At 42.9% G+C, this 13501-nt stretch carries 16 protein-coding genes; 5 read left to right on the top strand and 11 right to left on the bottom strand.

Translation table 11 applies throughout. The features are described 5' to 3' along the window. Positions 1–59: 59 nt before the first annotated feature. From MHH56_RS03300 to MHH56_RS03290, 3 genes are all read right to left on the bottom strand, one after another. Positions 60–731, bottom strand: a complete 672-nt coding sequence (locus MHH56_RS03300) for a hypothetical protein (protein WP_339206593.1) — start codon at positions 729–731, stop codon at positions 60–62. Beyond that, a complete protein-coding gene (locus MHH56_RS03295; protein WP_339206592.1) occupies positions 731–1099 on the bottom strand; it encodes a VOC family protein in 369 nt (122 codons plus the stop codon). Before MHH56_RS03295 ends, MHH56_RS03300 begins: the two co-directional genes overlap by 1 nt. A gap of 74 nt (positions 1100–1173) precedes the next feature. Then, complete coding sequence (locus MHH56_RS03290) at positions 1174–1647, bottom strand: MarR family transcriptional regulator (protein ID WP_339206591.1); 474 nt, start codon at positions 1645–1647, stop codon at positions 1174–1176. A 246-nt stretch (positions 1648–1893) separates the two neighbouring features. Between MHH56_RS03290 and MHH56_RS03285 the strand changes: the two genes are divergently transcribed. From MHH56_RS03285 to MHH56_RS03270, 4 genes are all read left to right on the top strand, one after another. Beyond that, positions 1894–2340 (top strand): hypothetical protein, encoded by a 447-nt coding sequence (locus MHH56_RS03285; protein ID WP_339206590.1) that lies wholly within the window; start codon positions 1894–1896, stop codon positions 2338–2340. A gap of 1 nt (position 2341) precedes the next feature. After that, a complete protein-coding gene (locus MHH56_RS03280; RefSeq protein ID WP_339206589.1) occupies positions 2342–2560 on the top strand; it encodes a helix-turn-helix transcriptional regulator in 219 nt (72 codons plus the stop codon). A 21-nt stretch (positions 2561–2581) separates the two neighbouring features. Then, complete coding sequence (locus MHH56_RS03275; protein WP_339206587.1) at positions 2582–3292, top strand: DUF4386 domain-containing protein; 711 nt, start codon at positions 2582–2584, stop codon at positions 3290–3292. A 244-nt stretch (positions 3293–3536) separates the two neighbouring features. Beyond that, a complete protein-coding gene (locus MHH56_RS03270) occupies positions 3537–4316 on the top strand; it encodes an AAC(3) family N-acetyltransferase (RefSeq protein WP_339206586.1) in 780 nt (259 codons plus the stop codon). A gap of 156 nt (positions 4317–4472) precedes the next feature. On the opposite strand, the gene MHH56_RS03265 is transcribed toward MHH56_RS03270, so the two are convergent. Both MHH56_RS03265 and MHH56_RS03260 read right to left on the bottom strand, forming a co-directional pair. Continuing rightward, positions 4473–5903, bottom strand: a complete 1431-nt coding sequence (locus MHH56_RS03265) for a VanZ family protein (RefSeq protein ID WP_339206585.1) — start codon at positions 5901–5903, stop codon at positions 4473–4475. 269 nt (positions 5904–6172) lie between these two features. Continuing rightward, on the bottom strand, positions 6173–6532 hold the full coding sequence (locus MHH56_RS03260) for a MerR family transcriptional regulator (RefSeq protein ID WP_339206583.1): 360 nt from the start codon (positions 6530–6532) through the stop codon (positions 6173–6175). Positions 6533–6652: 120 nt separating this feature from the next. Here MHH56_RS03260 and MHH56_RS03255 point away from each other — a divergent pair, with 120 nt between their 5' ends. Further along, complete coding sequence (locus MHH56_RS03255) at positions 6653–7291, top strand: nitroreductase family protein (RefSeq protein ID WP_339206582.1); 639 nt, start codon at positions 6653–6655, stop codon at positions 7289–7291. Positions 7292–7589: 298 nt separating this feature from the next. Here the strand turns inward: MHH56_RS03255 and MHH56_RS03250 are convergent, their stop codons facing one another. The 6 genes from MHH56_RS03250 to trpB form a co-directional block, all read right to left on the bottom strand. Beyond that, complete coding sequence (locus MHH56_RS03250) at positions 7590–7952, bottom strand: cupin domain-containing protein (protein ID WP_339209486.1); 363 nt, start codon at positions 7950–7952, stop codon at positions 7590–7592. 133 nt (positions 7953–8085) lie between these two features. Next, a complete protein-coding gene (locus MHH56_RS03245) occupies positions 8086–8913 on the bottom strand; it encodes an AraC family transcriptional regulator (protein ID WP_339206580.1) in 828 nt (275 codons plus the stop codon). A 498-nt stretch (positions 8914–9411) separates the two neighbouring features. After that, positions 9412–10005: a DJ-1/PfpI family protein gene (locus tag MHH56_RS03240; RefSeq protein ID WP_339206579.1), complete on the bottom strand. Its 594-nt coding sequence runs from the start codon at positions 10003–10005 to the stop codon at positions 9412–9414. A 181-nt stretch (positions 10006–10186) separates the two neighbouring features. Continuing rightward, positions 10187–10732: a 50S ribosomal protein L25 gene (locus MHH56_RS03235; protein ID WP_076268662.1), complete on the bottom strand. Its 546-nt coding sequence runs from the start codon at positions 10730–10732 to the stop codon at positions 10187–10189. A gap of 434 nt (positions 10733–11166) precedes the next feature. After that, a complete protein-coding gene (locus MHH56_RS03230) occupies positions 11167–12021 on the bottom strand; it encodes a sulfurtransferase (RefSeq protein WP_339206575.1) in 855 nt (284 codons plus the stop codon). Between the two features lie 265 nt (positions 12022–12286). Further along, a complete protein-coding gene (trpB, locus tag MHH56_RS03225; protein WP_339206574.1) occupies positions 12287–13447 on the bottom strand; it encodes a tryptophan synthase subunit beta in 1161 nt (386 codons plus the stop codon). Between the last annotated feature and the right edge of the window lie 54 nt (positions 13448–13501).

Here is a 13501-nt window from a genome sequence, read left to right as displayed (position 1 = left end):
GCATATGAATCAAAGATCCATTATGCACTGTATTTTCAGTGTCTGACCTATGAGGTTTCTCAGCTCATACTCTCATCATGAAATTGAACAATCATTTTTCGGCATAGAAACGATGCTTCAAACCCAGACACGGCATCCAATTCGACGCGAATCTGATCGCCTTCATAGGCGAGACTCAGCTGCAAACAGATATTGCACTCCTCGGCGGGACTTATTTTCTCATGCTGGATGTCTTCGAAATACAAAGCAATAGGCTGCTCCAGCCCACCTGCGGATGTATGTCTGATCGTTACATACAAGTTTTTCTGATTGCCATGCAGTCCTGCAGCTTCAATGCGGACCTTTGTTATTTCATCGTAATGAAACGGAGGGAAAAAACCGAACTTATCAATAACACTATGGGCTCCCTCTATAGAAGTGAGCGGTGAGAATAGGCGTTCAAGCTGCCTTGTGTTCATTAGACTTGACTCATATTGGGGACTCGTATAAAGCAGGATGGAATCAGGACTGCAATCCACTACCGTTCCGATAAAAGCAGCCCAGTCGGGTTTACCTAATTCGCCAACAGTCATTCGAACCTGATCCTGCGCACGTAGCTCTGCTGACAGATCCGTATTAACATGTAGCCGATAGCCCTGTGCCTGCACCTGCCCATCAGTATTTGGGGCAAAGAAGATTTCTTCCCGTTCCACAGAGTGAACAATAACGTTCCATTCCCAATTATCTAACATTAGCTTCGATAAAAGGACAACACCCAGCATATGCCGTTCCGGTCGGTAACGATAGCCAGCAGGCCGTTAAATGGAGCTTCATATATTTCCGTATTAACTGTCCCGCTGGAGGCAAATTCATTGTAAATTCCTCGATAAGCCTCCTCCGTCTCGATTTTCAGAAAGACTCTTACATAATCACCCATCAGCTCAGGTTTCGCTGCTTGAGTATCTGCAAACTTAAGGATTGCATCCCCCACTTGCAGGTCCGCATTGAGTACCTCTTCCCCTTGCTTGCGTAGAATCGCAATCTCGCCGCCAAAAACGCTTTGATAATACTTCATTTCCTCCTTGCAGTTGTCCACTACGATAAACGGATATGCTATCATCCTTTGCACCCTCCCAAGGTTCGTTTGGTCATACGCTGCATTTGTAATTTCAATTGCTTATGTGACATTTTTCATTACATCATTTCATCCTGCCTGCTCAGATTGCTAAGCACAACCTTCAACAGGCTTATAAATAGATCATATTCCTCATCGGAAATTCCCTGCTTGGTTCTACTCTTTACCCTGTCTAACGCTTCCTGTACTTTCGGTACCACGTCCTGTGCCGATTCTGTCAAATAAAGCTGCTGATAGCGGTTATCCTCGGGATCAACTTCCCTGCGCACGTATCCTTCTGCTTCTAGCTTTGCAATCGCCTTAGCGGTAGTCGTCTTATCAATAAGCAGCTTCTCGCTTAAAGCTTTTTGAGTAATGGGCTGCTGAGATGCTATGGCCATTAGGAAAATATACTGCCCGCTGCCGATTCGATAAGGTGCCAGCTCCGCTGATATCAAGACTTGCATATGGCGGTAGATGGCAGAAATATATTGTCCGTGAGATTCCGATTCATGCTTCTCAGCCAGCTTCCTATATTCGCTCAGTTTTCTCACCCCTTAAATAGTATGTCATTGCAACTAATGTCAGTATATGAAATATAGAATGCTATTGCAACTATTTTTCTGTGAATATTTATAACTTTTCTCGCACCTCATCATCATTTGACCGAATGACCCCGCATAGCTAATCCCGTCAATTCCACTTTTAATGTAAAATAAACTTGACATTATGAATGGTTTTTAATACATTATGTATATAAAACTTAACTTGTAAAATTTATTCTATAGGAGGTGAACGGCTTGACCTATCAAGAGAAGAAAAGTATCGTATCTATCTTCAGCGCCATCCTCATATTCATTTCTTTTAGCGCGTACAAGTACGTGCAATATCCGGCAGATGGAATGGATATGTCAGAAACCTTTCGGTATTGGGGTTCTTTCGTCCTCGTCCTGACTTTAGTTTCCATCCTCGCACATATCGTGATCAGCATTGTTTTCAACATCATTTTTAGAATCACAACTGGGGAAAAGGAGCCAACGTTCGCGGACGAACTAGATAAACACATCGAATTGAAGGCGAATCGAAACGGTTTTTTCGTATTTATCCTCGGCTTTCTTCTAGCCATGGGATCGCTCGTCATTGAGCAGCCAGTACAGGTGATGTTCGTCATCTTGATTGTCTCGGGATTCATTTCCGATATCACCGGTTCTGTGACGAAACTGTATCATTATCGGAGAGGAGTTTAAGATGAGTAAAAATCTTGTCGGCAATCACATTCGCAAATTACGATTCAACCATGACGAAATGACGCAGCAGCAGTTGGCTGACAAGGTGGGCGTAACCAGACAAACCATCGTAGCACTGGAAAAGGGCAACTACTCTCCCTCTCTGGAGCTAGCTTTTCGTATCGCTCATGCCTTCAACCTGCATTTGGAAGAGGTTTTTTTCTACGGAGAACATCAGTAATGAAATAGATGGAGGTTAAATATGAGATCAGCCAAGTTAGCTGCGAAAGTCGTGGGCGTACTGTTTATCCTTGCGGCGGTTTCGTCAATCATTGGACTTATATTGTACGACCCGATCCTCAATGATCCCGATTACTTGGTAACCGGTGCTGAGCACGCCAACCAAGTAATTCTAGGCGCGTTGATGGAATTAATTCTTGTCGTTTCAGCGGTTGGCACATCCATCATTATGTTTCCATTCTTGCGTAGGTATAATGAAAGTATCGCGCTCGGCCATGTTTGCTTTCGGTTTATGGAAGCCGTTATTATTACTATCGGCATCGTCAGCGTGCTGTCCCTGTTAACCTTGAGCCAGGAGTATGTAGCATCAGGCGCCTCGAACGTGGCTTCCTTCCAAGCCTCGGGCACTTTATTGCATTCCGTTCACAACTGGACATTCCTACTCGGTCCTAACTTCATGCTGGGGATCAATACAATGATGTACAGCTATATCTTCTATCAATCCAGGCTTGTACCGCGTTTTATCTCCCTATTGGGGATGACAGGGGCAGCTCTTGTTTTCATTGCAGCATTGTTGGAAATGTTCGGCGTATTTTCTCAGCTTTCCGTTTGGGGCGCACTAATGTCCCTTCCTGTAGCGGCGAATGAAATGATTTTAGCAGTATGGCTTATTGCTAAAGGGTTTAATGGGGCTGCAATTGCACATTTATCCGCAGCAAAAAGACGGCCATAAACGAATACTGCAGCCTATTTGTCGATGTATTCTATGATAATTAAATTGAAGAGCATTTTTTTCTGCTGACCATTGTAGACTGTCATTTTTGTTGATATACTATTGAAAAATAATTCCATTTTGAGTAATTCAAGGGCTATGCTTTTCTGGCAATGCTAGAGACAACCCCGCTACCTGTAGCGGGGTTATTTTGTTTTCCAAATGAAATGGAGGATGCACAATGACTGGAAACGAAGAAACGAGAATGATTTTAACGAAAGAGGATTTAATTACACAGTTCAAAAACTGCGGATTAACGGAAGGGCAAACCATATTCGTACATACTTCATTAAAAAGCTTGGGATTTGTTGTAGGCGGGGCTGAAACATTGATTAGGTCACTTCTTGAAATCGTAGGAAAAGAAGGAACATTGATGATGCCTTCTCAGACATGGAAAAACCTTGATCCCTCTACTGGAGTTCATTGGAATGAACCGAAGGAATGGTGGCCTATTATTCGAGAAAACTGGCCCGCATATGATAAAGAAATAACACCTGCCATTGGTATGGGTGCCGTGGCTGAAATGTTTAGACAGTGGCCAGGGGCCAAAAGGTCTGATCACCCGGCAAGGTCGATAGCAGCAGTAGGGAAACACGCGGAATATGTAACTGAAAAACATGATTTAAGCAATATTTTTGGCAGCGGCTCCCCTGTAGATAAATTGTATAAATTAGATGGACATGTACTATTACTTGGTGTTGGCTATGAAAAAAATACATCCCTGCATTTAGCGGAAACGAGAGCAAATTTTTCTTCCAAAAGATTTGCAGATGAGAGCAGTGCAATCATGATTGATGGCAAGAGAACGTGGGTTACTTATTCTACTCAAGCAGTCGACGACGAAGATTTTAGTAGATTAGGAAAGGAATATGATCAACAAAAAAATATAAAAATTCATAAAGTAGGAAATGCTGATGTGCGATTTATGGAAGTAAGACCCCTGATCGACTGGACCGTGCCTTGGATGGAGAAAAATAGAGCGTGACGGCTCGCCCCCACTAATCACTCTAGCTACAAAAAGGTACCCCTACGCTAAACATTCTTTTAAAAATGTCCATTGTATGGGTACCCTTTTATAAAGCTTCCTGAGATATGCTTTCAGGGATATAGATTAAAATAAAATAAGCCCAAACCAGCTTTTTTAATTCTTTGCATCAATCAAGGTAAACCAATTGGGATCTCCATTATATGTTCCATTAACCTGGTATACAGGCCGATAAAAGTCTTTTGAATCATACATATAGATTAGTTCTATTCCTTTTATTTCTAGATGGTCACCCTTTTTTATTTCAAGCTGATCCTTTGTTAATAAGGCATTTCTTTGCAGCTGCTGAAATTCCCCATCCTCTATGCGTTTATATACTTCGGCTGGAGATAATAGATCCATCGTCCGCACAAACAGATTGTGCTTAATTCCGCTATTGATCGCGTAGATGCTGCCATCCTCTTTTAGGCCAATGGAGAAATCGCCTGTCCAATAATCCTCGTTCATTCCAGGAATCTGCGAGAGTGACCATGCATACTCACCGTCATCTACTCCTCGCAATTCAGCCTTCTCGGTAGGTAAGCCCAAATCATCCGCAATCGTTTTCGCCTTCTCTAACATAGAATTCGGATTAATTAGCGAGTCTTGCGCTGGGACGTAATCATTTTCAGTTAACGACCAGTTTCCCTCTTTGGATTGAAATAACGTGTAGTGTATTCCGCTATTGCTCGTTAACACACTTTCACGATCACTTCCCCACTTCTTGACGCTTAGCTCGGTCAATTCTAGTTTTTGCCGCAGCGGAGCTGCGATTTCATCATTATTTACGACTCTTTTGTATACCGCTGCAGCATTTGGTTCTGGGCTTAACGTGAGTGAAGCGCTAAGCTCAACGCCTTTCATATTCCATTTGTGATATGAATTAATGGCTAGTTGACCAAACTCCTGCTGATTGTAGACGATACTCATTGCACAAAACATCAAACCGATTGCTATGGGGATGGACAGATTGCCCAGCAGGCTCTTGATCTTAACTTTTTTGTGCTCAATGATAGAAGCAGCAAGTCTATACAACTGGTAGCCCATAATGCCGCCAAGTGTATTGTTAATAAGATCATCAACCTCAAATAGACCTGCGCCAGTAAGCGTCTGATACGTTTCGATAGCTAATGTTGCACATACAACAACAAGAAGAAGCGGTTTGAACGCTCTAAACTTGTAACTCAAACATGGCAGCAAAATCCCCAATGGCACAAACATTAAAATATTAAAAATGCCGTTCTGAAACTCTCTTAGCGAATATTTTTGCCATGCTTCAATGTAGCCACCGAAAGGATATAAGTTCATTTCCAAGAAATGTGACGTACCTCGGCCGATAACGGTCAACTGGAGAACAAAAACAATATAACCGATGAAAAGCGCACCGAGTATAAGCTTGCTCATAGGCAGCCAGGGCTCTTCCTCTCGCCTTCTTTTGCGATAATAAAATGTATAATAACCTGCAATAAGCAGCAGCTCGACTCCAACTACAATGACCACTGGCAATCCCAGAAAGCGTAAGTAATTGAACATATCTGTAATGCTCACAATATTCCTCCTCATATCGAACACAAAATCGTACTGTCTTATTCTCATGTGATTTTTCATTATAACACGGCACTTTAAATCGTCTTTTTCTAATTCCTTAAGAAACCTTTAATAATATTTAAGGTTTACACTAATATATCTAACCTCGATAGCGCTTTATCGAACGATGCAGCGAGGAGCTTTCGAACGCAAAAATACATCACCCAAGGCACGCGGCCTACATGGTGATGTATTCAAATCATTCATACTATTTTAGACTCTCAACAGCATTAACACTTCGTTTGAAAATTCGCTTTTCCTTCCAAGGTTGCTTGCAGAAAATTTTTCGACTTTTTTAATCGCTTCTGAATATCTTCAATTTCTTTAATTTTTTGTTCAACTATTTTTTTCTTTACCTCGTATGATAAATTAAGTTCTTGATTTACTAGTAAACTCAACTCTTCTACCGAAAATCCTACGGATAAAAGTGCCTTTACATCTTCTAGAAATTCAACAATTTCCTCAGTATACATACGATAATTATTTGCATCTCTTTTAACAAATGTGTCCGGAATTAGATTCTTACGTTCGTAGAATCTCAAGGTTGATATAGGCAGATCCGTTAATTTTGAAACATCATTTATTTTCATCTTATGGCCTCGCTTTATTTATTTGCTATAAACCTTGGTTTATAGTTCATAATGCAATTATGATAACGAACGACATACTTAATGTCAAAAAAACCTTATGTTATCAAAAGGAGAGATTCTATGTTTAACCACATTCAAAATAACAATTTCACCAGTATAGTTACGGGAAGACGTTCTGTGCGTAATTATGATGAGAGCATTAAAATATCAAAAGAAGAGATAAGCGAAATGATTGCGGAAGCCAGTCTTGCTCCTTCCTCTGCGAATATGCAGCCTTGGCGTGTACTTGTAGTTGATACTCCGGAAGGAAAAGAGAAATTAAGACCCCTTGTACGTTTCAATACTGTACAAAACGATACTTCATCTGCCATGTTATTAATTTTTGGTGATACCCAAAGCTATTTATATGTTGAAGAAATTTACAATACTGCCGTGGAACAAGGAAAAATGCCAGCTGAAGTACGCGATAGTCAAGTCGCAACCATTCTATCGATGTATCCAACTCTACCAAAGGAAATGAAAGTTGAAGTTGCAAAGGTCGATAGCAGCCTCTTTGCCATGCAGTTAATGCTAGTAGCTCGTGCACATGGGTATGATACGAATCCAATGGCAGGATTTGAAGTTGACCAGGTAGCTAAAGCATTTGATTTAGATGAAGAGCGCTATGTTCCAGTCATGATTATTTCAATAGGAAAAGCAAAGGAAGAAGGACATGAATCCGTTCGATTAAGCTCTGACAAAATTACATTTTGGAGATAATCATTGTTCAAAATAAAACTTAAATAAGCAAGTCGCTTATAAACAGGAAGAACTAGTTAAAAGTTCATCTTAACATCTATAAAGCGAAATGAAGGACACCCTAATTGGGTGTCCTTCATTGTAGAGACAAAGATTAAACACGACATTTCTATTAAGCAAATCTCCCAGTCAGGCTGTCTTAGTACAGCAAATCCCACTGGAAATTAAGCCATCCCGAGTAAGGTTTACCACCTCATCACTCCCATGAATTGGCGCAAGAAACATATTCTCTTAAATTAGCTCGTACTAGTAACAAGCACTAGATCCATGTATCGGCTGCTGTTAATTCGGACTCCGTATTGCCAGTGTTTATAACGCTTTTAGGCTCCACCAGCATGATATGGCATTCCTTTTCAGCGGAAGGCTTCATCTCTATTCCCCTCGGAACAATAAACATTTCACCCTTGGAAATTATCACTTGGCCATCACGAAAGTCAAGGATCATCTCCCCTTCAAGTGCGATAAATACCTTATCGGTATCTTCATGAACGTGCCATTCATAATCCCCTGCAATCTTAATAAGCTTAAATTGGTAGTCATTCATTTCGCCAATGACTTTCAGAGACCAATAGTCGTTGAATTTAGATAGCTTCTCATTCAGATTTATAGCTTGATAATGGATATTAGCCCCTCCTTTTTTCGAATTTCCAATATGCCCATACAGTGAACAGGCACTCAGATGTAATAAAGCGCTTATCTCCGTTTCCATTATTATAGTAAAGTCATATTTTGATTTGAATGGATGCTTATTGAAACTAGCTTGGATTATTGATGAATTTCTCTCGATATTCAGTGGGAGCAATACCTATTTGCTTTTTGAACACTCTACTAAAATAAAAAGGGTCAGCAAATCCAACAGTTTCCGCAATTTGTTGTACAGGTGCATCACTTGTAAATAACATTTCTTGCGCCATGTTTATACGATATTTTAATAAATATTGTGCAGGCCCCATACCTGCATGCCTTCTAAACACATAAGAAAGTCGATTGCGATTAACGTTATTCTGTTCTGCAAGCGATACTATTGTAAGACTTTGATAATAGTATTCTTGAATATAATGAGATACCCGTTCGAATAAAGTATGTGATTCACAGCTATTTTGCCTATTATCAACACATAATAAGGCTTCATTCAGTACATCGCGGAACAGCATCTCGGTCTGAAACTTTGAAATGCCTCCACGCTGATTATAAACACGCCAAAGACGCATAATTAATTCATTTAGACGAGGGGACTGCCCTGTTAATAATTCGAAATGCTGATGAGAAAAGCTTGACTCTTCTAGTTCCGAGTTACATATCCGGTATAAAACTAAGATATATTCCCAGTCCGTTTCACCAAACACTTTTTGGCCTAGTTTCATTTTTGCAGCCCCATGTACAACTTTTCCTGGCGAAAAGATATAAGGCGTGTCATTAAATTGAAATTGTATTTTTCCTGTAAGAGGAAACACAAATCCAGGAAAAGAATCTGTATAGTCGGCGTGAGGCACGCCTGGATTTCTAGCGTATCGATATACTCCTTGTACTTGAAAAGGAGTGTGTGCCAGATGCTCTGCTAACTGATCAATGTCGATTTTCACTTTGCTTACCTCATTTCAATAGTAATTGACCGTTAATCTCGAATGATCGTTGTATATTCTGTGTCCGCTGGAATACAGAAAGGTGAGCATGAGGACTTTCATCTATTTTCACGTTATTGATAACAATTATCATTTACAATCTGCCGTTAGTCAAATTACTGCTGACAGCCTCCTTTTGTAAGTAACCAGACATCATATTCTCTACTAAAAGTTTATAGTTTATGAGCATGTGCTCTGTTAGGAGCATTTCATGAATATATTCCAATTTTCCCGTCGGCTTTGTATTGATTCCAAGCACAAAAAAATACATCGCCTAGAGCATTAAGCCCACATGGCGATGTATTTAAATCATTCATACTGTTACGCCTCTCAGCACCTGCTTATCGCTGGCTAGGCGTGCATATATCAAAAAAAGACACCCCAACGGTGTCTTTTCCTTCTTCTATTCGTATGCAAGGCCGACACTTGAAAGGCAACGCATATTCGCTGTATTACGAATTAGTTCGTGGTTGAGGTTAGTTCCTTGTTCGACGTCCGGCCAAGCAGATTTAGAAATTCCCGCATAAATCCAGGGAGATCAGGCCATGCGTGGCCCGATACCAAATTTCCGTCTACATGCAGTGTCTCGCTAGCATATTCTGCGCCGAGTGATTCGACTTCCAGCTTGCACGCATTGTATGCCGTTAACGTTCTGCCTTTGAAGTAGGAACGATCGGGCAGCGCCAGGAATACCTGAGCGCCGTGACAAATCGCGCCTACAGGCTTGTCCGCATCCAGAAAATGCTGGACAATTCGCGGAAGATCTTGATCGTTACGTATGAACTCAGGAGCGCGTCCGCCTGGGATGATCAAGGCATCGTAGTCAGCAGGCTCCACGTCCGCAAAGGCTATATCAGACGGCAGCAGATGAGCTGGCTTCTCCGAATAAGTATCCCATCCCTCGATGAAGTCGTGGCATACCGTATTCAATGTCTTCTTTCTCGGCGAAGCGATCACAGCCTCGTAGCCCTCTTCCTTCAACCGATAGAATGGATAATAAACCTCCAGAACCTCTGCACCGTCGCCCGTTAGAATAAGCACGCGTTTGGACATTTTACCCTCTCCCAACTGTAAATTTATGTAACACCTTTTTCTATTATGGGGATAATCTGCAAGCGCCGTCAATGGTCCTTAAGAACGGGAGGAAGATGTCAAATTACGCAAAAACACGTCGTACCAGCAGGTAAGCTGCAGATACGACGTGTTTTTAATAGTTGAAGCCTAATAGGATGAGTTAAGGCTTCACTACAGATACGAGAAACTCGTTTTTACCGGAAATAAGTGTAACTTCTGATGACAAATCCAAATCCTTCACATAGACGGATTCACCGATATTCATGCCGCTGATATCATATTCTATCACCGACGGCAAATGCCTTGGCAATGCTTCTACCTCAATAAACTCGGACTGAAGTTGTACAATCCCGCCCTGCTTCAATCCAATTGGCTTGCCTATGAATTTTACTGGAATCTTTGTGCATACGATTTCGTTATTCTGCACTTGCTGGAAATCAACATGAATCAAGTCACGCGTTACCGGATCTCGCTGGAGATCCTCAAGCAATACGGACACCGAATCTTTCCCGTCAAGCTGTATATCGATAAAACCAGATGCACCTTGCTTCAACCACTTATGAAATTCTATCGTTGAAATATGAACCATCTTATTTTCTACATTCCTACCAAACACAATACCAGGCAGACGACCTGATTTACGTAGATTACGAAGCCCTGATGTATTCAAATGTGTACGTTTCTCTGCTTGCATAAATGTTGTCATGCTTAACTCTCTCCTCTTTATTAAAAGATCTTTGCGCTTGTTCCTTAGTCGCTGAATCTTCCCCGATTGGGGATAAAGAGCGAAACATAGCATCACCACCTCCATGTTCTGCCGATTACGGCACAATACATTTAATGTAAAACCTCCGTAAATATACAGGAAGGCACCCCACTTCGGAAAGTAGAATGCCTATCTGTAAACCACACCATATCATACAAACGTCACGTTGTCTAATCAAGACGCTGGGCAATTACGGGCGAAGAGTCCGGTATCTTTGTGTATTTAGGATGAATAAGAGTGTACGCTAGGTCTCTGAAAATAATTCATTTCATCGTTCGAAATCCATTTGTTGACCTCGTGTTGAGTTCACGATATAAAAATACATCGCCGCAGCTTACAAGCTGCATGGCGATGTATTCATCGAATAATTACTGCTATTCTTCTAACCGTTCTTCTTCGTCCCCGATGGCGATGGGGTTGTTAGAGAAACTAATCCAATCACTCCAGCTTCCCGCATACAAGCGCACTTTCGTGAAGCCTGCTTCCTGCAGCGCAATGACGTTTGGCGTGGCTGTGACGCCTGATCCGCAATACACGATCAGCTCGCCGTTCTTGTCCAGATCATGGAACCGATCAGTTTGAGCGGTGACGTCCTTCCAAGCGCCGGATTCCGTTAGACCCTCTTTCCAGAAACGATTAATCGCGCCTGGAATGTGGCCTGCGACGCGGTCGATCGGCTCGACCTCTCCGCGGTAGCGTGGAGCTTCGCGCGAGTCAATAAGCGTTACTCCCTCGCTGCCAAGCAGCTCCCTAACCTCATCCATTTCAACTAGCATATTGTGCTGAACCGTTGCAAGGTATGTCGCAGGCTGTACCACTTTGTTCTCGGTTGATACAGGCAACCCTTCTTTGACCCAAGCAGAGAAGCCTTTGTCCAGCACATAGACCTGCTCATGCCCCATATACTTCAGCAGCCACCACAGCCGGGAAGCCATCGCTCCGCCTTGATCGTCATAAGCGACCACAATCGAATCATTGCTTATGCCCGTCCTGCCGAACGTCACTGTCATTGCAAAAATATCGGGAAGCGGATGGCGTCCGCCATATTCCTCGACCTCACCGGATAGATCCTTCTCCAGATCCATATAAACAGCCCCCGGAATATGGGACTCCTCATACGCTCTGAGCCCCGCATCGGGATCGTCCAAACGAAAACGGCAATCCGCGATGACGAGTTTCGGCTCACCGAGTTTCTCCTTTAGCCATTCCAACGACACGATGTTATTCATTTTGACTCGCCTCTTTCGTTCATTTATGTAATCCATTATGGAACCTTTAGCCTTAGATTGCTCTATTAGCCTTCATATCTATAGTATATGGTGTGATTCCAATCTTCAATGGAGCGCTTCTGCCAATTATATAACAAAGACCGGGAGTCTCTCCACTTTGGAGGCTCCCGGTCTGCTATTCCAAATTCTAGATTACATCGATATAATCGTGATTGTTTTCATCGTACCGCAGCCGATCTTGCATAGATGCAGCCGACGTTTGTTATTATTTAATCATCTGAAATACTTGCTCGACATCTTTGTCTCCACGTCCGGAAAGGTTAATGATCAAGATCTGTTCTTGATCCATCGTTGGCGCCAGCTTCTTGGCATAGGCAACCGCGTGCGCGCTCTCCAAGGCAGGGATAATTCCTTCCGTACGAGAAAGTTCTTGGAATGCTTCCAGCACTTCCTCATTGGTAACCGTCGCATATTCGGCGCGTCCAGTCACCTTCAAATGGCTATGCTCCGGCCCGATACCCGGATAATCGAGCCCCGCGGCGATTGAATACGTCTTCCGCGGCTCTCCTTCCTCGTCCAGCAGTACCAAGCATTTGAAGCCGTGAATCATGCCCGGAACGCCTTCCGTTAAGGTCGGTGCTTGATCGGGTTCAACGCCGATTAAGCGAACGCTCGGCTCGTCGATGTAATGAGCGAATGCGCCAATCGCATTGCTGCCGCCGCCCGCACAGGCTACTACCGCATCAGGCAAACGACCTTCCTTCTCCAAAATCTGCTGCTTTGACTCTTCACTGATGACCGCTTGAAAATGCTTGACCATCGTCGGAAACGGATGTGGACCAACCGCAGAACCGAGCAAGTAAAACGTATTTTTATAATTGCGAACCAGATCGCCCAATGCTTCGTCCACAGCGTCCTTCAGTCGACCCTGACCCTTATCAACCGGTACAACAGTAGCACCGAGCAGTTCCATCCGGAACACGTTAAGCGCCTGACGGCGCATATCTTCTGCTCCCATGTAGATGACACATTCCATATTAAACATTGCACAAGCCGTTGCTGTCGCAACTCCGTGCTGACCAGCACCAGTCTCGGCGATAATCCGCTTGGCGCCCATTCGCTTGGCTAGCAGGATCTGGCCAATGGCGTTGTTGATCTTATGCGCACCAGTATGGTTCAGATCCTCACGCTTTAAGTAGATCTTGGGTCCTCCCCATGATTTGGACAGCCTCTCCGCATATGTGAGCGGGCTCTTGCGGCCAACATATTCACGCAGGTAATAGCTGAGCTCTTCCTGAAAGTCCGGATCTTCCCTGAACTTGTAAAATTGCTCGCTCAAATAGTTTAGCACTTCCTGCAATTCCGGTGGAACGAAGCTTCCTCCGAATTCCCCGAAGTACCCCTCTTGCTGCAACTGTTGGTCCATAAGTAAGCGCCTCCATAAATTAAAATGGTAATCTATTAAAACTATATTACCATA

It is taken from the genome of Paenibacillus sp. FSL K6-3182 (assembly GCF_037976325.1).
In the GTDB taxonomy this organism is placed as follows: Bacteria; Bacillota; Bacilli; order Paenibacillales; family Paenibacillaceae; genus Pristimantibacillus.
The sequence above is the reverse complement of the archived record's forward strand: the minus strand, read 5'-3'. Positions and strand labels throughout refer to the sequence as shown.

Excerpts from the sequence above, each read along its gene's own strand:
- MHH56_RS03235 (WP_076268662.1), bottom strand. The coding sequence starts at position 10,732 with ATGACAACATTTATGCAAGCAGAGAAACGTACACATTTGAATACATCA.
- MHH56_RS03240 (WP_339206579.1), bottom strand. The coding sequence starts at position 10,005 with ATGTCCAAACGCGTGCTTATTCTAACGGGCGACGGTGCAGAGGTTCTG.
- trpB (WP_339206574.1), bottom strand. The coding sequence starts at position 13,447 with ATGGACCAACAGTTGCAGCAAGAGGGGTACTTCGGGGAATTCGGAGGA.
- MHH56_RS03230 (WP_339206575.1), bottom strand. The coding sequence starts at position 12,021 with ATGAATAACATCGTGTCGTTGGAATGGCTAAAGGAGAAACTCGGTGAG.
- MHH56_RS03295 (WP_339206592.1), bottom strand. The coding sequence starts at position 1,099 with ATGATAGCATATCCGTTTATCGTAGTGGACAACTGCAAGGAGGAAATG.
- MHH56_RS03255 (WP_339206582.1), top strand. The coding sequence starts at position 6,653 with ATGTTTAACCACATTCAAAATAACAATTTCACCAGTATAGTTACGGGA.
- MHH56_RS03270 (WP_339206586.1), top strand. The coding sequence starts at position 3,537 with ATGATTTTAACGAAAGAGGATTTAATTACACAGTTCAAAAACTGCGGA.
- MHH56_RS03300 (WP_339206593.1), bottom strand. The coding sequence starts at position 731 with ATGTTAGATAATTGGGAATGGAACGTTATTGTTCACTCTGTGGAACGG.
- MHH56_RS03280 (WP_339206589.1), top strand. The coding sequence starts at position 2,342 with ATGAGTAAAAATCTTGTCGGCAATCACATTCGCAAATTACGATTCAAC.
- MHH56_RS03260 (WP_339206583.1), bottom strand. The coding sequence starts at position 6,532 with ATGAAAATAAATGATGTTTCAAAATTAACGGATCTGCCTATATCAACC.
- MHH56_RS03275 (WP_339206587.1), top strand. The coding sequence starts at position 2,582 with ATGAGATCAGCCAAGTTAGCTGCGAAAGTCGTGGGCGTACTGTTTATC.